Genomic DNA, 18382 nt, shown 5'->3' with positions numbered 1-18382 from the left:
AGGATGACGATCGCGAGAGAATCAGTTAATTGATTTCAAACGCCAAATGCTCAACTGTCAATTTCCAACTGCATTATTTCAGCAGTCTGTTGCCACCTAAACTGGATTGGCGGGAAAAGCCCACAGGCGAGGTATCCCGATTCATCGGGAAGGACTTGTACCAAAAAGCCAGACTTCCTTGTAATAGGAGCTACTGCAACTGCTTTTCAAATAAAAGATAAATGTAATTACTCTCCTCTATGAAGATCCTGAAACAAGTTCAGGATGACGATCGCAGCATGGAATATACATAGTTTAATTGACTTTGGACTGCAGACTGAGAACTCTGGACTAAACCAACGTTATGTGCCAAACGCAATGCTTCAAGCGCTAAACGCTTTTACGTTTTAACCTTTCGGCCTAAATACCTATTTTTGCGGCAAACAATACAAAACGAAATGAGCAATACAAGAGGACCAATATCTCAGTTTATGGAGCGTAATTATCTCCATTTTAATGCTGCGGCAATGATGGATGCGGCTAAAGGATACGAAACGCATTTAGATGAAGGTGGTAAAATGATGATCACACTTGCTGGTGCAATGAGTACTGCAGAATTGGGAATTTCACTTGCAGAGATGATTCGCCAGGATAAAGTGGCTATTATTTCTTGTACTGGTGCCAACTTGGAGGAAGATATTATGAACCTGGTTGCACACTCACATTATAAACGCGTTCCAAATTACCGCGATTTAAGTCCGCAGGATGAGTGGGATCTTTTAGAAAACCATTACAACCGCGTTACCGATACCTGTATTCCTGAAGAAGAGGCTTTCCGTCGTTTACAAAAACACATTCAAAAAATCTGGATGGATGCTGAGGCTGCAGGTGAGCGTTATTTTCCACACGAATTTATGTATAAAATGCTTTTAAGCGGCGATTTAGAGCAATACTATGAAATTGACCCTAAAAATTCGTGGATGTTAGCTGCGGCGGAGAAGAATTTGCCAATTGTGGTTCCGGGATGGGAAGATTCTACCATGGGTAACATTTTTGCATCATATGTGATGAAGAAAGAACTTACCGCAACTACTGTAAAAGGTGGAATTGAATATATGGGTTGGTTGGCTGATTGGTATATTGCAAACAGCGGGGGTAAAGGAATTGGTTTCTTCCAGATTGGCGGTGGTATAGCCGGCGATTTTCCTATTTGTGTAGTACCAATGCTTTATCAGGATATGGAAATGGAAAATATTCCCTTCTGGAGTTATTTCTGCCAAATCTCAGATTCGACCACTTCTTATGGCTCATATTCTGGCGCTGTACCGAACGAAAAGATTACCTGGGGTAAATTAGATATTCACACCCCTAAGTTTATTGTAGAAAGTGATGCAACAATTGTAGCACCTTTAATGTTTGCCTGGATATTAAAACAATAATCAGAAAAAATAAATAAACCAAATTGGTTTCTAGTATGCCCATTTAAGATAATATATCAAAAATGGGCATTTTTATTGCCTGAATGGCTTGAAACGACATTTGTTTAGAATGATTATAAATTGTATTTCCAGTCACTATTATGTCATGGGATTTATTAATAAGTTATACTTTTGTTCAAGTTTTGGTGGAGCTACCCCTAGTTCAGCATCAATTTCACAACAAAAAGTAAATTAAATAAGTATAAAGTGTTCATTATGAGAGATATCTCGGTGATTTTAAAAAGCGTTTGGAAGTCGTTATTCGTATTTTCAGCAATTTCCGTAATAGCGGTTTCTACCGTAAATGCGCAGGATGCTAAAGAAGGAAGAACGCTTTTCAAAGCAAAATGTTCTTCGTGCCATGCGTTAGATGCTAAATTGATTGGTCCTGCCTTAACCGGTGTAAGCGATCGTCATGATGAAGCATGGCTTTTAAAATGGATCCCTAACAGTGCTGGATTGATCGCTTCTGGTGATGCTGCTGCTGTTAAAGTTTTTAATGAGAACAATAAGGTGGCGATGACTTCTTTTCCTGAATTGGATGAGACCAAAGTCAAAGACATCTTACAATACATTAAAGAAGGTGAGCCAAAAGCGGCTACTCCTCCGGGTGGTGCTGTTGCAGCAAAAGACGAGTCTACTTCAGGTTTATCAATTGCAGGTATTGTAGCTATCGTTGTATTGGCGATTGTTATTTTAGTAATCTTAGGCCGTGCTTCTAAATTGTTAGAGCGCCTGATTTTACTAAAACAAGGTATCGAGATTGAAGAAGACGTGCCATTAAAGGTTGGTGTACGCAAGATGTTCAAAAACAAGAAATTTGTGATGTTCTTTATCTTGTGTTTAATCATCGCTTTAGGTTCTTGGGGTTGGATGGGTATGTGGAACACAGGTGTTCACACCGGTTACCAACCAGTTCAGCCAATTAAATTCTCTCACGAGTTGCACGCTGGTATCAATCAAATTGATTGTCAGTATTGCCACAACGGAGCATTTAAATCTAAAAATGCAACTATCCCATCATTAAACGTTTGTATGAACTGCCATAAAGCTGTTCAGGCAAGAGATAAATATGATGGTGAGATTTCTCCTGAGATCAAAAAAATCTATAATGCTTTAGGTTACGATCCGGAAACACAGAAATATGATGAAGGCAAAGCTAAACCAATGGAGTGGGTACGTGTACACAACCTTCCTGATTTTGCTTACTTCAATCACTCTCAACACGTAGTTGTTGCAGAAGATGCAATCCGTAAAGCAAAAGGATTACAACCAACAGAACCTGTATGTTTCGCTTGTCACGGTCCTGTTAATACCATGGAAGAAATTTATCAATATTCTCCATTAACCATGAAATGGTGTATTAACTGCCATAAGGAAACAGATATTTCTGGTCAGAAAAATAATGCTTTCTACGCTAAGGTTATCGAAGCGCACGAGAAGATTAAAAAAGGCGAGAAAATTACACCAGCGTTATTGGGTGGTTTAGAGTGTGGTAAATGCCACTATTAATAGATAGAGTTTAGTAAGAACGTTCGAATAAACAGTAATATAGCTTAAATGGAAAGCAACAAAAAATACTGGAAAGGCTTAGAGGAGTATAACAATACACCCGATTTTGTTAAGAATAGCAAAAACGAATTCGCCGAGCCACTTCCAATAGAAGATGTTTTAAATGAAGCAGGGTTAAGTACCGTTACCCCACGCCGCGACTTTTTAAAGGCGTTAGGTTTTGGTTTAGGTGCCGTAACTTTGGCAGCCTGTCAAACTACCCCTGTTCATAAATCTATTCCTTACCTGGTAAAACCTGAAGAGGTTACTCCAGGTATTCCTAACTATTATACTTCGAGCTTTAATGGCCAGAGTATTTTAGTTAAAACAAGAGAGGGACGCCCAATTAAAATTGAACCAAATCCGAATGCGGGTCAATTTAACTGTGGTACAGATGCGAGAGCGCAAGCTTCGGTTTTAGATTTATATGATGTATCTAAACTAAAAACACCAGCTTTAGTAAGCAAAGACGGAAAAGTTGAAGAAACTACCTGGGCAAAAATCGACAGCTTTGTAAAAGGCGAGTTGGCAAAAGCACAGGCGGGTGGAAAGAAAATCCGTATTGTAGCATCAACAGTAAACAGCCCATCAACCAATGCGGTAATTGCTCAGTTTATTGCAAAATATCCTGCTGCTAAATTGGTTCAGTACGATGCGGTTTCTTATACTGGTATTATCCAGGCTAACCAAAACAGTTTTGGTAAAGCCGTTTTACCAAAATACAACTTTGATAAAGCCGATTTAATTGTAAGTTTCAGTGCCGATTTCTTAGGTACATGGATTAGCGGAGAAGAGTTTACTGCTCAATATACAGCTAACCGTAACTATAAATCGTTAGAAAATAAAAAAATGAGCCGCCACATTCAGTTCGAAAGTGGAATGAGCTTAACAGGTACCAATGCAGATACCCGTGTGCCGGTTAAATTATCGGAAGAAGGACCTGCTTTAATTGCTTTATATAATGCAATTACTGGTAGTGCTTTACCTGGTGGAACATTAGGTAACAATACCACTGCCGATAAAGTAATTAAATTGGTAGCTAAAGAATTGGTACAAGCTAAAGGTAAAGGCCTTGTAGTTTGTGGTTCGAACGATGTTTCTACTCAGATTTTAGTAAATGCCATTAATGCCGCTATCGGAAGTTATGGCACTACTATCGATTTAGATAATCCTTGTTATTTATATGCAGGTAACGATGCCGAATTTAATGGTTTAGTTGCTGAAATGAGTCGTGGCGAAGTTGGCGCTGTTTTATTCTTAAACAGTAACCCAGTTTACGATGCTGCAAATGCAAAAGCATTTACTGATGCATTAGCTAAGGTTCCTGCTAAAATTTCATTCTCTGATCGTGCAGATGAAACCGCTACAGTTTGTGATGCAATCGCAATCAACCATAACTACTTAGAATCATGGGGTGATGCAAATGCTTACGAAGGATATTATTCTATCGTTCAGCCAACCATCAACCCTGTTTTTAATAGCCGCCAAGCTGAAGAGAGTTTATTAACCTGGGCTGATGCTCCGGTTAAAGATTACTATCAGTTTGTACGCAGCAACTGGGAAGCTAAAATGTTACCAGCTGTTGGTTTGAAATGGGAAGAAGTTTTAGAAAAAGGAGTGGTTACTGTAACAGCAAAAGCTGCTGGAGCTTATTCATTCACTCAATCTTTAGCACAAGTTGCTACTTCAATCGTTAGCAGCAGCAAAGCACTAGGTAAAGAAGTGGAATTACAGGTTTACGAAAGCATCCCAATGCGTGATGGTAAAAATGCAAACAATGCATTCTTACAAGAATTACCTGATCCGGTTTCTAAAGTAACCTGGGATAACTATGTTGCGCTTGCGCCAAAATTTGCTGAGAAATTAAAGGTTAAAGAATTTGATGTTGTAACGGTTAAAGCTAGCAACGGATATTCAATAGATCTTCCGGTATTAATCCAGCCAGGACAAGCACAACAAACTGCATCTATCGCATTAGGTTATGGCCGTACCAAAGTTGGTAAAGCTGGTAACGATGTAGGTAAAAATGCTTTCCCTTTTGTTTCTTTTGTAAATGGAACTTTCCAATATGCTACTTCGGTAACCATTACCCCAACAGGCGGTTATTACGAATTGGCTCAAACACAAACTCACCACTCTTTCGAAGGCCGTGCAGTGATTAAAGAAGCTACCTTCAAGGAGTACTTAAAAAATCCTGGAGCTGGTAACGAGAAAGGTGAGCATAAAGACTACGATCTTTGGGATCAATACGAAAAACCAGGTAACAACTGGGTTATGGCAATCGATTTGAATGCTTGTACAGGTTGTGGTTCTTGTATTGTTGCTTGTAACGTTGAAAATAACATTCCTGTTGTAGGCCGTGATGAGGTTCGCCGTCGTCGTGAAATGCATTGGATTCGTATCGACCGTTATTACAGCTACGAAACTGCAGCTGGTGATGTAACCAGAGAGAAAGAAATTGCTAAGTTAGAAGACTTAGATCACGTTTCTGTAGTTCACCAACCCATGTTATGCCAACACTGTGATCACGCACCTTGCGAAACTGTTTGTCCGGTATTGGCAACGGTTCACTCAAGTGATGGTTTAAACCATATGGCTTACAACCGTTGCGTAGGTACACGTTATTGTGCAAATAATTGTCCGTACAAAGTACGTCGTTTCAACTGGTTTAACTACTGGAACGATTCGCGTTTCGATAACTATTTAAATAACGAGTTTACCCAATTAGTTTTAAACCCTGATGTAACTACACGTTCGAGAGGGGTAATGGAAAAATGCTCTATGTGTATTCAACGTATACAAGGTGGCAAATTACAAGCTAAATTGGAGAAACGTCCATTAAAAGATGGCGATATTAAAATGGCTTGTCAGGAAGCTTGTTCAGCAAATGCGATTGTATTTGGTGATGCAAACGATCCAAATTCAGAGGTTTCAAAAGCATTACGTTCTGAGCGTATCTACTACGTATTAGAAGAGATCAATGTGAAACCAGGTATTGGATACATGACAAAAATTAGAAATACAGATACAACAGTACAAGCGTAAGCTTTAGTATAAAGAAAATACAAATTATGTCAGGACATAACGAATCAATACTTAGAGAACCATTAATCACCGGAGATAACATCACGTATGCAAAAATTACGGATGATATTTTAGGCCCGGTAGAGAACAAGCCGAATAAGGCTTGGTGGATTGGTTTCATCGTTGCCTCATTAGGTGCTTTACTTTGGGTAGTAGCAGTAAGCTACACTTTCTGGAATGGTATCGGCGCATGGGGTTTAAATAAAACAGTTGGTTGGGCTTGGGACATCACCGGTTTCGTATGGTGGGTAGGTATCGGTCACGCTGGAACACTAATTTCAGCAGTATTATTACTTTTCCGTCAGAACTGGCGTAACTCCATCAACCGTTCGGCAGAGGCGATGACTATTTTCGCCGTAATCTGTGCCGCAACTTATGTTGTATCGCACATGGGCCGCCCTTGGTTAGCTTATTGGGTTTTACCTTTACCAAACCAATTCGGATCACTTTGGGTAAACTTTAACTCACCATTGGTGTGGGATATGTTTGCGATCTCTACTTACTTCTCTGTATCATTATTATTCTGGTACACAGGTTTATTACCAGATATCGCTACCATCCGCGACCGTGCAGTGGGTACACGTAGAAAAATCTATTCTATCTTCTCTTTTGGATGGAGTGGAAGTGTTAAAACATGGCAGCGTTTCGAAGCGGTGTCGTTAATCTTAGCAGGTATCTCTACACCACTTGTACTTTCGGTACACACCATTGTATCAATGGACTTTGCAACATCGGTAATTCCGGGATGGCACACTACCATCTTCCCTCCATACTTCGTAGCAGGGGCGATTTTCTCAGGATTTGCGATGGTATTAACCTTATTATTGGTTGCACGTAAAGTATTGGGTTTAGAAAACTACATCACCATGTTCCACATCGAGTCGATGAATAAAATCATCATCTTAACTGGATCAATCGTAGGTGTAGCTTATTTAACTGAGTTTTTCATCGCTTGGTATTCAGGTTCAGAGTATGAGCAGTATGCATTTATCAACAGATCTACTGGTCCTTACTGGTGGTCGTACTGGATGATGATGACCTGTAACGTAATTTCACCACAGTTGTTATGGTTCAAAAAAATCCGTTTAAGCATTAAAGCTACCTGGATTTTATCAATCGTAGTAAACGTAGGTATGTGGTTCGAGCGTTTCGTAATTATCGTTACTTCATTACACCGCGATTATATTCCGTCAAGTTGGGCAATGTTCTATCCAACATGGGTTGATATCAGTGTATTCGTAGGTTCAATTGGTTTATTCTTTACTTTATTCTTATTATTCTTAAGAGTATTGCCATCAATCGCTATAGCAGAGGTTAAATTATTATTAAAAACTGCAAGTGAGCAAGCTAAAATGAAACAGATTAAAGAAGGGCATGAGAATAAAGAATACGTTGCAGAATACGTAGAGTCTTTAGAAAAATTTGATAGTGTTAAACAAGAAGATTACGCAAAAATATAACAATGAGTGATATCAAATATATTTTAGGCAGCTTTGGCGATCCTGATGAAATGATGCACGGCATCGAAAAGCTTCAGGAAAATAACATCAGCATTTTTGATGTATATACACCGATGCCTATACACGGAATAGAGGCCAAATTAGGAATTAAAAGATCTAGAATCGATATCGCAGCTTTTTGCTTTGGTATAACAGGAACTTGTGCAGCTTTTGCTTTGATTTATTTCTGCGCAGTAATCGATTGGAAAGTAAACATAGGTGGTAAACCATCATTTGCATTGCCGGATTTTATTCCAATAATGTTCGAACTTACAGTATTATTCTGTGCTTTCGGTATGGTGTTAACTTACTATGCATCTACACACTTATTTCCAGGAAGAGCACCAAGAGTGATGGATTTACGTGCTACTGATGATCGTTTTGTTATTGCAGTTGATGCAAAAGACAATGTAGAACATACTGTAATTGATGGATTATTAAAAGATGCAGGTGCTTTAGAAGTAAAGTATAATGAAAGGAAGTACATTAGCTATGAATAAGAATAAATTTGTTTACACGGCGTTTTTAGCTATCGCTTTTGCAGCTACCTTTTCAGCTTGTAAAGATAAACGCAGTACTGGCTTAGAATATGCCAGAAACATGTATGATCCGATTGCTTACAATCCGGATCAACCAAACAAAAATTTTAAAGATGGTAAAACTGCCCAGTTGCCACCTGCACATACTAAACCAGTAGGTTTTACTGAATATGATGAATATCCTAATACAAAAGAAGGATATGAAGCAGCAGGTGTGAGCATGGTTAACCCTTTACCAGTTGATACTGTTAATTTAGCTCAAGGCCAACATTTGTTTAAAGTTTTCTGTGCCCCTTGCCACGGAGAAAAAGGTGATGGACAAGGACACTTAGTTAAAATTGAGAAATTTAGTGGAGTACCTGCTTATCAAACAGGCGCATCATCTAGAGGTGGTAACATGGTTGATCTTACTGCAGGTAAAATTTACCACACCATTACATACGGTGTAAATAACATGGGCTCGCATGCTTCGCAAATCTCACCAACAGATCGTTGGAAAGTGGTGATGTATGTTCAACAATTACAAAAAGGACAATAGTAAAGCAGAATATAAATGGGAACTCACAATATTAATTTTAGTGAACAGTTTGAGTTTACAGGTAAAGTAAAAACCTTAAGCATTGTTGGTATCGTTATCGGTATTGCGGCTGTATTGTTCGGTTTCTTAGCCGGCGATAAAGTAATGCACGAGCGTACTTTTGCTAACCTGTTGCTTATGGCATATTACTTTGCATGCGTTTGTATGTCGGGTACATTTTTCCTGGCTGTTCAATATGTAGCTCAAGCAGGTTGGTCTGCATCAATTTTACGTGTACCACAGGCTATGGCAAAAACATTGCCTATTGCGGCTGTAATACTTGTTGTTGTTATTTCGGCAGGTTTATATACACATAACTTATACCACCACTGGCATGCTGATGGATTAACAGATCCAAATAGCCCAAATTATGATTCACTAATCGCTGGTAAATCAGTTTTCTTAAACGTACCATTCTTTTTAGGTCGCCAGGTAGTGTTTTTAGGTATTTACAGCATTTTCTCGATCATGTTCGTTAAGTTTTCTTATAACGAAGATTTAGCAGGTGGTTTAAATTCTTACAGAAAAAGCTTTAAAAATGCTTGTATCTTCTTGGTAATTTACGGTTTTACAACGCCGATTTTTGCTTTCGATACGGTAATGTCATTAGAGGCGCACTGGTTCTCAACCATGTTCGGTTGGTATAACTTCGCTGCCATGTGGGTAAGCAGTTTAGCTACTATTGCTATTATTCTTATCTTATTAAGAAGAGCAGGTTATATGCAATGGGTTAACAATAGCCACTTGCACAATTTAGGTCAGTTTATCTTTGGTTTCTCTATCTTTTGGACTTATGTATGGTTTGCTCAATTCTTATTGATCTACTATGCAAACATGCCTGAAGAAACTGTATATTTCTACAAACGCTTCGAGTATTACAAGTTCTGGTTTTTCTTAAACCTGGCCATGAACTTTTTAGCGCCAGTATTATTATTAATGGACAGAGATAACAAAAGAACAGATGCGAAATTATTGTTCGTTGCTATCGTGGTACTTTTAGGTCACTGGGTAGATTACTACCAAATGATTATGCCAGGAGCAGTAGAAGAGGGACATAATGGTTTCGGTATTGTTGAAATTGGTACAGCAATAGGTTTCGTAGGATTGTTTACCTTTACGGTTTTAACATCATTAAGCAAAAAACCGTTAATTGCAAAGAATCACCCATTATTACAAGAAAGTTTGCATCATCAATTGTAGTGGTGATAAGATAAAGCAAATATTTAATTATTATTATAATTAGCAGTACAGCGTACTACTTTTAAGAAAATGAGTTTAAGAAAGTTTATAACGAATAAAACGACCGCAGCTTTAGCAGTATTGATTACTGTTTTTGCAAACACTAGCGTATTTGCGCAAGATGCAGCAGCAGGTGCTGCCGCGGCACCGAAAGTTGATATGGGCGAGGTTTATAAATCAGTAATATTTTATATTCTGGTTTTCCTTGCCGTATGCTTATTTATTGCAATTATTGGTAAAGCAATAAAAGTATATGAATTAAGCCGCGAAGCACAAGGTAAACCTGTTGGTATTAACTGGAACGGTGTTCACGCAAGTTTATTTGCGCTGTTTTTAGTGATCGGTTTATATGGTGTATATTGGGAATATACAGTACATGGATCAATGTTACTTCCTGATGCAGCATCAGAGCATGGAAAGAAAATTGATGAGATGTTTAATTTAACATTAATCATTACCACAATTGTATTTGTAGTAACCCACATCTTATTATTCGGATTTTCTTATATCTATAAATACTCAGCTAAAAGAAAAGCTTACTATTACCCACACAATAATACAATCGAAAAAATCTGGACTATCGTTCCGGCTTTAGTATTAACCGTTTTGGTATTAATGGGTTTCTTAACCTGGAGGTCTATTTTCTTCAAAGTTGAAGATCCAAATAACAAGCCATTACAGATAGAAGTTACTTCTGAGCAGTTTAAATGGTCTATCCGTTATCCTGGAGCTGATGGAATTGTAGGTAACAAAAATTACAAACTAACCACAGCGACCAATACATTGGGTATCGATTTTAAAGATATCAACTCTCGCGATGATGAAATGGCTGATGAGATGGTGCTTCCTGTGGGCAAATCGGTTAAACTGATTTTAACCAGTAAAGATGTAATTCACAGTTTTTATATGCCACACTTCAGAGTACAGTTAAATACCGTACCAGGTATGAGAACTATATTTGAGTTTACGCCTACAAAAACTACTGCAGAAATGCAGCAAGAAACTAACGATCCAAACTTTAAGTACCTTTTCTTATGTGCGAAGATTTGTGGATCTGGTCACTGGAACATGCAAAAAGTGGTACGTGTGGTTTCAGAAGCTGAATACAAAAACTGGATTGCAGAACAGAAAACATACTTAAACGATGATTTAAGAAAACAATTTAATTTGCCAGTGGCACCTGCGCCTGTAAAATCAGTAGCAGATTCAGCAGCTACAGATTCAGCAGCTGTGAAAACTAACCAAATGGCTTTAAATAAATAATATTAAGCAGGAGCGAACGAAATTATGTCAACAATAGCATTACACGACGAACACAATCACGATCACGCTGATCATGGGCATCATAAAGAGACTTTGATTTCAAAGTATATCTTTAGTATGGATCATAAAATGATTGCTAAGCAATTTTTGATTACCGGTATTATTATGGCGGTAATAGCAATGGGCTTATCAATTTTATTCCGTATCCAATTGGCATGGCCAGATCAAAACTTCCCTTTCTTAGAAACATTTTTAGGTAAATGGGCTGAGGGTGGTCGTATCAAACCCGACTTTTATCTGGCTTTGGTAACCATTCACGGTACCATCATGGTATTCTTTGTACTAACCGCCGGATTGAGTGGTACATTTAGTAACTTACTTATTCCGCTTCAAATTGGAGCAAGAGATATGGCATCGCCGTTCTTAAACATGCTTTCATACTGGTTCTTCTTTATGGCCTGTGTGATCATGATGTCATCATTCTTTATCCAAACAGGTCCTGCATCTGGTGGTTGGACGGTTTATCCGCCATTATCGGTTGTAGCTAAAGCAATGCCTGGTTCTGGTTTAGGTATGACTTTATGGTTAGTAAGTATGGTGCTTTTCGTAGCATCATCTTTAATGGGCGGTATTAACTATGTAAGTACAATCTTAAACATGCGTACTAAAGGTATGGACCTTTGGAAAATGCCATTAACCATTTGGGCTTTCTTCTTAACCGCTATTTTAGGTATCTTATCATTCCCTGTTCTTGTAGCTGGGGTAGTGTTAATGGTATTCGACCGTAGTTTCGGAACAAGTTTCTACTTGTCTGATATTGTAATGGGTACCGATATTTTACCAAATGAAGGTGGTTCACCAATTTTATGGCAACACTTATTCTGGTTCTTAGGTCACCCTGAGGTATATATCGTAATTATGCCAGCTTTAGGTATCTCATCTGAAGTAATCTCGGTAAACGCGCGTAAACCAATCTTTGGTTACCATGCAATGGTTTACTCTTTAATTGGTATTACCGTATTATCATTCATCGTATGGGGTCACCACATGTTTGTAACGGGTATGAATCCATTGTTGGGTGGTGTGTTTATGATTACCACATTAATCATCGCGGTACCATCAGCCGTAAAAACCTTTAATTACTTAGCTACTTTATGGCGTGGTAACATCCGTTTCACTCCAGCCATGTTATTTGCTATTGGTTTAGTTTCATTCTTTATCTCTGGTGGTTTAACCGGTATCTTCTTAGGAAATGCTTCATTAGATATTAACTTACACGATACCTATTTTGTTGTTGCCCACTTCCACCTGGTAATGGGATCTGCAGCAATCTTCGGTATGCTTGCAGGTGTTTATCACTGGTTTCCTAAAATGTTCGGTAGAATGATGAATGCCAAATTAGGATATTTACACTTTTGGTTAACTTTCATTGCAGCTTACCTGGTATTCTTCCCACTTCACTTCTTAGGTTTAGATGGTGTACCTCGTCGTTACTATGCATTTACCGAGTTTGAATTTATGAAGAAATGGTTAACCGTTAACGTATTTGTAACATGGGCAGCTATTATGGCAGCACTTGCTCAGGTTGCGTTCTTGTTTAACTTCTTTTATTCAATCTTTAAAGGAAAAGTATCTCCTCAAAACCCTTGGGAATCAAATACATTAGAGTGGACTGCTCCGGTAGAACACCTACACGGTAACTGGCCAGGAGAAATTCCTACGGTTTACAGATGGCCATATGATTATAGCAAACCAGGACATGATGTAGATTTTATCCCTCAAACTGTTCCTTTCTCTCAAACCATGAGTTCTAACTTGCCTCACGATTTTGAAGGAAATGCGGAAGCAGAAAAAATACAACAAGATTGGGAATTAGCTAATCCTGTTGTAGAAAACAAGGGCTAGTTTAAGCTTAAAATAAAATTTTAAAAGGGGTATCTGATTAAGTTTCTGCTTATCCGGATACCCTTTTCATCTTAATAGATATATGGTCAGCAGATCAGAACAACGTTTCATTCGCATTAATCTTATAACCATTATAGTTACGCTATTGGTTATACTTGCCGGCGGTATTGTACGCAGTACCGGATCGGGCATGGGCTGTCCGGATTGGCCGAAATGTTTCGATCGTTACATTCCGCCAACCGATGTATCACAGCTTCCTGCTAATTATAAAGAAAAATATGTAGCAGGTAGGTTAAAGAAGAATGAGAAATTTGCCAAATATCTGGAAAGCATGGGTAAAGTGGCCTTAGCTGACAGTATTAGGCATGATAAGAGTATCACAATACCTGAAGAATTTAACCCAACTAAAACCTGGACAGAATACTTAAATAGGTTGGCTGGGGTAGCCGTAGGGATATTCCTGATTTTAACAGTAGTTTATTCGTTTACCTACCGCAAAACAGCCAAACGGATTATTGTACTCAGTATTCTGAATATTTTGGTTGTGGGCTATCAAGGATGGCTAGGTTCGATAGTAGTTTCTACCAATTTGGCGCAGTGGGTGGTAACCGTACACATGTTGTTAGCACTGGTTATTTTAGCGATATCTATTTATACCTACAATTACGCAAAGCAATTGAGTAAAGCGCCCTCGGTAATTATGTATCGCATAGCCTGGCTAAAAGGATTTTTGTTCTTTACCCTCGTAATTACTATCGTTCAGATTGTTTTAGGAACGGAAGTTAGAGAAGCAGTGGATGTGATTGCAAAGTCGCTCGCTTATGGAAGTAAGAATACCTGGATTTCGAAGGTGGGAGAGGTATTTTCTTCTCACCGCGATTTAGCTATACTCGTGGTAATTGCCAATGGAGTTGTGTATAAAATGGTTATCGACCGTTTTAGCGGTAAGGCTGCCCCGTTGTTAACGGCAAGGTTTATGTTAATAACGCTCTTCGTACAATTATTAAGTGGTTTTGCATTAGCATATATAGCTTTTCCACCAGCAGCGCAGGCATTGCATATTTTGTTCTCTACGTTGTTATTTAGTTTACAGTTTTACCTGTACTTATTGGTTTACCGAACAAGTACATATAAACAATAATATTTAAGAAAATTGAAGCAATATCTTTCAGATTTTTCTAAACTTATCAAATTCAGGCTATCGTTTACGGTGGTGTTTTCGGCATCGATCTCTTTTTTGATCGGTCAGAAAATGCAGGTAGGCAGGGGCCATATACCTAGTATCGATTGGGGAAATTGGTTGATTTTAATCGCCGGTGGCTTTTTAGTAACCGCAGCTGCAAACTGCTTTAACGAGATTATAGAGAAAGACTTAGATAAGTTAATGGCTAGAACTAAAGATCGCCCTATGCCCGCTGGTAGAATGACTACTGGGCAAGGATTGATTTTAGGGGTGTTTATGGCATTTTTAGGTACCTGGTTATTAGGTAAATTAAACCTGGAAACAGGTTTACTCTCTGTATTTTCGATCCTGTTATATGCCTTTGCTTATACGCCATTAAAAAGAAAATCTCCAATAGCTGTTTTTGTAGGTGCCATTCCAGGCGCTTTACCTCCACTCATTGGATATTTAGCAGCATTTGGTAGTTTAAAGGCTGAAATGTTCCACGAAATTGATTATTACATTGCAGGTATTTTGTTTTTAATCCAGTTTGTTTGGCAGTTTCCACACTTTTGGGCAATTGCATGGGTATTGGATGATGATTATAAGAAAGCTGGTTTTAGGTTATTGCCAACTAAGAAAAGAGATAAAACGTCAGCACTGCTTACCTTTTTAAGCACGCTGGTTTTAATTCCAGTAAGTTTATTGCCAACCATTTATGGGTTTGGCGGTTATTACATTGCAGGCTTATCTTTAATAGCGGGACTTATTTTTAGCTGGTTAGCTTTTAAACTTTTAATGAACAGAGAATTGGCTGATGCCAAGAAAGTAATGTTCTGTTCGTTTTTTTACATCCCGGCAGTACAGTTGGGCTTATTATTAAATTTTATAGCAAAGTAATTTATGGTGCTAACAATGGAAAAGATGCAGGATACGTTTGACCCTAAACCAAGGAAATTTATTGTTTGGTTATTTGTCGTATCATCTACAATTATGTTTGGTGGTTTTACCAGTTATTACCTGGTATTCGCCGCTTCGAAAGGTAAGGGGCATGGTTTAGTTTTACCCGATGCCTTTATTTACTCTAGTTTGGTTATTATTGCCAGTAGTATTACTTTGGTGCTTGCATCAAAGGCTTTAAAGAAACTAAATTTTAGCTTACAGCGCAATATGCTGTGGATTACCGTAATATTAGCCATCGCTTTTGGTGTAATGCAGTTTAGTGCATGGGGAAGTATGGTTAGAACCGGAGCAACCCTTGTAGGAAACAATGCTGCAATATCATTTATATATGTGGTTTCGGGCATGCACTTATTACACATTATTGGCGGTGTTTGCCTTATTATTAATGCTTTAGCAGGAAGTTATAAAAGCCTGCCTGTTGCCAAAGTCCAGTACAGAATGGAAATTGCTTCTATTTTTTGGCATTTTATAGATATATTATGGATATATCTGTATGTTTTTTTACTTTTGAACCGTTAAATTTGTTAACAAACTATTATACTATTTCCAAATGAATGCAGTATCACAATTAGATCAAGTTAAAACCGGACCATGGAATGGTGGTCGTTCTCCGTGGTCGGTAGAATATGGTAAAATCATGATGTGGTTTTTCCTTTTGTCAGATGCTTTTACCTTTTCATCTTTATTGATCTACTACGGCGCTCAGCGTTTTTCTAAATTAACATGGCCGGCTCCGGATAAGGTTTTCCAATCTATCCCAGGTATTGCAGAACACGGTGCTCCATTAGTTTTCGTAGGTATCATGACCTTTATCTTAATCATGAGTTCGGTAACCATGGTTTTAGCTGTAGAGGCAGGTCACAGACGTTCTAAAAAAGAAGTTATCGGCTGGATGATTGCAACCATCATTGGTGGTTTCATGTTCTTAGGCTGTCAGGCAATTGAGTGGACTCACCTATTCCATGAAGGATTTAATTGGGGAGCTAATCCAGCCTCAGGAAAAACAGGACAAGCAGCTATTGCAGCCTTGCAGCCATTTTTTAAAGATGGGGAAGTTTCTATTGTTGCAGCACAACAATTTGCCAACTTATTTTTTACCATTACAGGTTTCCACGGTTTCCACGTATTTAGTGGGGTAATCATTAACATCATCATCTTAATCATGACGATTAATGGAACTTTCGAGAAGAGAGGACATTATTTAATGGTGGAGAAAGTGGGTTTATACTGGCACTTTGTTGATTTAGTTTGGGTGTTCGTATTTACATTCTTCTATTTGGTTTAATTTATCATATTATAAAAATATTTTTATGTCAGAGCACTCACATAGCACAGAAGGCCACGGCCACGATGACCATGCAGGTTTATCAAAAGGTAAAATCTGGAAAGTTTTCGGTATCCTTTTATTAATTACAGTTATAGAGTTTATTATCGCGTTGGTTTTTATTCCTAAAGGATATATGACCCAACATGTTGGTAATTATGTTTATATCGCATTAACACTGTTAAAAGCATTTTATATTGTAGCTTATTTTATGCACTTAAAATATGAGAAGCTAGGTTTACAGCTTGCATTAACGGTTTCATTTGTGTTCATTATTTACTTTATTGTTTTAATGTTAATAGAAGGTGGGTTTTTAAACATCCACATGATGAACCATTAATGAAAAGAAGTCCTATAAAAAAGGTAATAATCCTGGTAAGCATTTTAGCTATACCGGGATTTTTGTTTTTTTACTTATTGCCACAGTTTGCAAAGAACAGGTATAAGCGTTTACCCATCTTTGGGGACAAAGTGGTTGCATCAACTTTTCATAGCGTAAAAGGCAAAAAAATACCAGATACAATTTACCACCTGGTTCCTGACTTTAAACTCCTAAACCAGCATAATGATACCGTTACCTGGAAGTCGCTCAAGAACAAGATTGTGGTGTTGAATATGTTTTATACCAGTGCAAACAATCAAGGAGCAAGTAAGTATATTAAAAAGTTATCTGAAGGCTATGAGCAGAAACCTTTGGTTAAGTTTTTAAGCCTGTCTGTCGATCCACTCGATGGAAGTAAAATAAAAGATTTTGCCGAACAGTTTAAAGCGAAAGTTGGGAAATGGGATTTTCTGGTTGGCGATACGATTCAAACTTATCCGCTAATTAGAAAGGGTTTATTACTCGATGTAGTTGCAGATGAAAAGAATGAGAAAACCAATTTCATTTTTAGCAATAAAATAGTGCTTATCGATAATCTACACCGTATACGCGGTATTTATGAGGCCGATAATGCCGAAGCAAACGCCAGGTTAGAAGATGAAATAAAAGTACTTATCGCCGAGTATTTAAGAAACGTTAAAGACGGTAGGTAATTAGTCTGAAGTCATTAGTCGGGAGTCCGAAGTCGATAGTTGAATACAATAATAATATAAAGAGAATTATAAAATACTCATGGAAAATAGTCCGATCGAGAAAAAATATAGCAAGTGGATCATTATTCTTTCCATTTTAATACCGATAGTTGTAGCCTTTTTATTTGTAGTAAAATTAAAGGATCTGGGAGTTGATGCGCCAACTTTACCTTTTTTACCACCAATATACGCCACCATTAACGGAATAACAGCTATACTGTTGATTGTTGCGGTATGGGCCATAAAAAATGGCAAAATACAATTACATCAAAATCTAATGAAAGCCGCTATTGGCTGCTCCCTATTGTTTTTGGTCATGTACATAGCCTATCATATGACTACACCATCTACCAAATTTGGAGGTGAGGGTGCCGTTAAATATGTCTACTTCTTTATTTTGTTAACGCATATCCTATTGTCAATAGTCATTATTCCATTAGTATTGGTTACTTATGTAAGGGCATTGGCAGAACGTTTCGATCGTCACAGAAAAATTGCACGGATTACTTTTCCACTATGGCTGTATGTTGCCTTAACTGGAGTGGTAGTTTATTTGATGATTTCACCATATTATTAATATTAAACCTGTTGGTTAGAAGATATCAAGAAAGCCTTACACTAAAAATGTAAGGCTTTTTTAGTTATAGCTAGGTTTGATCTTGACAACCATTTGTTTTAACCCATTTTTTTGTCACTTTTATGTATATTATATCACACAAATAAACACTTATAAATTTGTAGGTGA

The 18382-nt window shown here is 37.8% G+C and carries 16 protein-coding genes; all 16 read left to right on the top strand.

What is annotated here, in order from left to right:
* Positions 1–437 precede the first annotated feature (437 nt).
* The 16 genes from EZ456_RS08970 (at position 438) to EZ456_RS08895 (ending at position 18214) form a co-directional block, all read left to right on the top strand.
* Complete coding sequence (locus tag EZ456_RS08970; protein ID WP_057931708.1) at positions 438–1418, top strand: deoxyhypusine synthase family protein; 981 nt, start codon at positions 438–440, stop codon at positions 1416–1418.
* Between the two features lie 255 nt (positions 1419–1673).
* On the top strand, positions 1674–2969 hold the full coding sequence (locus EZ456_RS08965; RefSeq protein ID WP_131529359.1) for a c-type cytochrome: 1296 nt from the start codon (positions 1674–1676) through the stop codon (positions 2967–2969).
* Between the two features lie 48 nt (positions 2970–3017).
* On the top strand, positions 3018–6053 hold the full coding sequence (locus EZ456_RS08960) for a TAT-variant-translocated molybdopterin oxidoreductase (protein WP_131529358.1): 3036 nt from the start codon (positions 3018–3020) through the stop codon (positions 6051–6053).
* A gap of 26 nt (positions 6054–6079) precedes the next feature.
* The gene (gene nrfD, locus EZ456_RS08955; protein ID WP_108198006.1) at positions 6080–7552 is read left to right on the top strand and encodes an NrfD/PsrC family molybdoenzyme membrane anchor subunit; all 1473 of its coding nucleotides are present in this window, start codon (positions 6080–6082) and stop codon (positions 7550–7552) included.
* A 2-nt stretch (positions 7553–7554) separates the two neighbouring features.
* Positions 7555–8091 (top strand): DUF3341 domain-containing protein, encoded by a 537-nt coding sequence (locus EZ456_RS08950; protein ID WP_131529357.1) that lies wholly within the window; start codon positions 7555–7557, stop codon positions 8089–8091.
* Positions 8063–8668 carry a c-type cytochrome gene (locus EZ456_RS08945; RefSeq protein ID WP_131529356.1) on the top strand — a complete coding sequence of 202 codons (606 nt, stop codon included), beginning with the start codon at positions 8063–8065 and terminating at the stop codon, positions 8666–8668. The genes EZ456_RS08950 and EZ456_RS08945 overlap by 29 nt, the downstream gene beginning before the upstream one ends.
* 15 nt (positions 8669–8683) lie before the next feature.
* Positions 8684–9907, top strand: coding sequence for a quinol:cytochrome C oxidoreductase (locus EZ456_RS08940; RefSeq protein WP_131529355.1), 1224 nt, complete (start codon positions 8684–8686; stop codon positions 9905–9907).
* A 69-nt stretch (positions 9908–9976) separates the two neighbouring features.
* Positions 9977–11209, top strand: a complete 1233-nt coding sequence (locus EZ456_RS08935) for a cytochrome c oxidase subunit II (protein WP_131529353.1) — start codon at positions 9977–9979, stop codon at positions 11207–11209.
* Between the two features lie 24 nt (positions 11210–11233).
* Positions 11234–13114 (top strand): cytochrome c oxidase subunit I, encoded by a 1881-nt coding sequence (locus EZ456_RS08930; protein ID WP_205945058.1) that lies wholly within the window; start codon positions 11234–11236, stop codon positions 13112–13114.
* 82 nt (positions 13115–13196) lie between these two features.
* On the top strand, positions 13197–14255 hold the full coding sequence (locus tag EZ456_RS08925) for a COX15/CtaA family protein (RefSeq protein ID WP_131529351.1): 1059 nt from the start codon (positions 13197–13199) through the stop codon (positions 14253–14255).
* A gap of 12 nt (positions 14256–14267) precedes the next feature.
* Positions 14268–15176: a heme o synthase gene (gene cyoE, locus EZ456_RS08920; RefSeq protein ID WP_131529349.1), complete on the top strand. Its 909-nt coding sequence runs from the start codon at positions 14268–14270 to the stop codon at positions 15174–15176.
* Positions 15177–15191: 15 nt separating this feature from the next.
* On the top strand, positions 15192–15758 hold the full coding sequence (locus EZ456_RS08915; protein WP_131529347.1) for a cytochrome c oxidase subunit 3: 567 nt from the start codon (positions 15192–15194) through the stop codon (positions 15756–15758).
* 31 nt (positions 15759–15789) lie between these two features.
* On the top strand, positions 15790–16524 hold the full coding sequence (locus tag EZ456_RS08910) for a cytochrome c oxidase subunit 3 (RefSeq protein ID WP_131529345.1): 735 nt from the start codon (positions 15790–15792) through the stop codon (positions 16522–16524).
* A 25-nt stretch (positions 16525–16549) separates the two neighbouring features.
* Positions 16550–16903 (top strand): cytochrome C oxidase subunit IV family protein, encoded by a 354-nt coding sequence (locus EZ456_RS08905; RefSeq protein ID WP_131529343.1) that lies wholly within the window; start codon positions 16550–16552, stop codon positions 16901–16903.
* Positions 16903–17598 carry an SCO family protein gene (locus tag EZ456_RS08900; RefSeq protein ID WP_131529341.1) on the top strand — a complete coding sequence of 232 codons (696 nt, stop codon included), beginning with the start codon at positions 16903–16905 and terminating at the stop codon, positions 17596–17598. Before EZ456_RS08905 ends, EZ456_RS08900 begins: the two co-directional genes overlap by 1 nt.
* 79 nt (positions 17599–17677) lie before the next feature.
* The gene (locus EZ456_RS08895; RefSeq protein ID WP_131529339.1) at positions 17678–18214 is read left to right on the top strand and encodes a DUF420 domain-containing protein; all 537 of its coding nucleotides are present in this window, start codon (positions 17678–17680) and stop codon (positions 18212–18214) included.
* Positions 18215–18382: the final 168 nt, after the last annotated feature.

The sequence above is a fragment of the Pedobacter psychrodurus genome, from assembly GCF_004331735.1.
GTDB lineage: Bacteria > Bacteroidota > Bacteroidia > Sphingobacteriales > Sphingobacteriaceae > Pedobacter > Pedobacter psychrodurus.
This window is presented reverse-complemented; position numbering and strand designations above follow the sequence as displayed.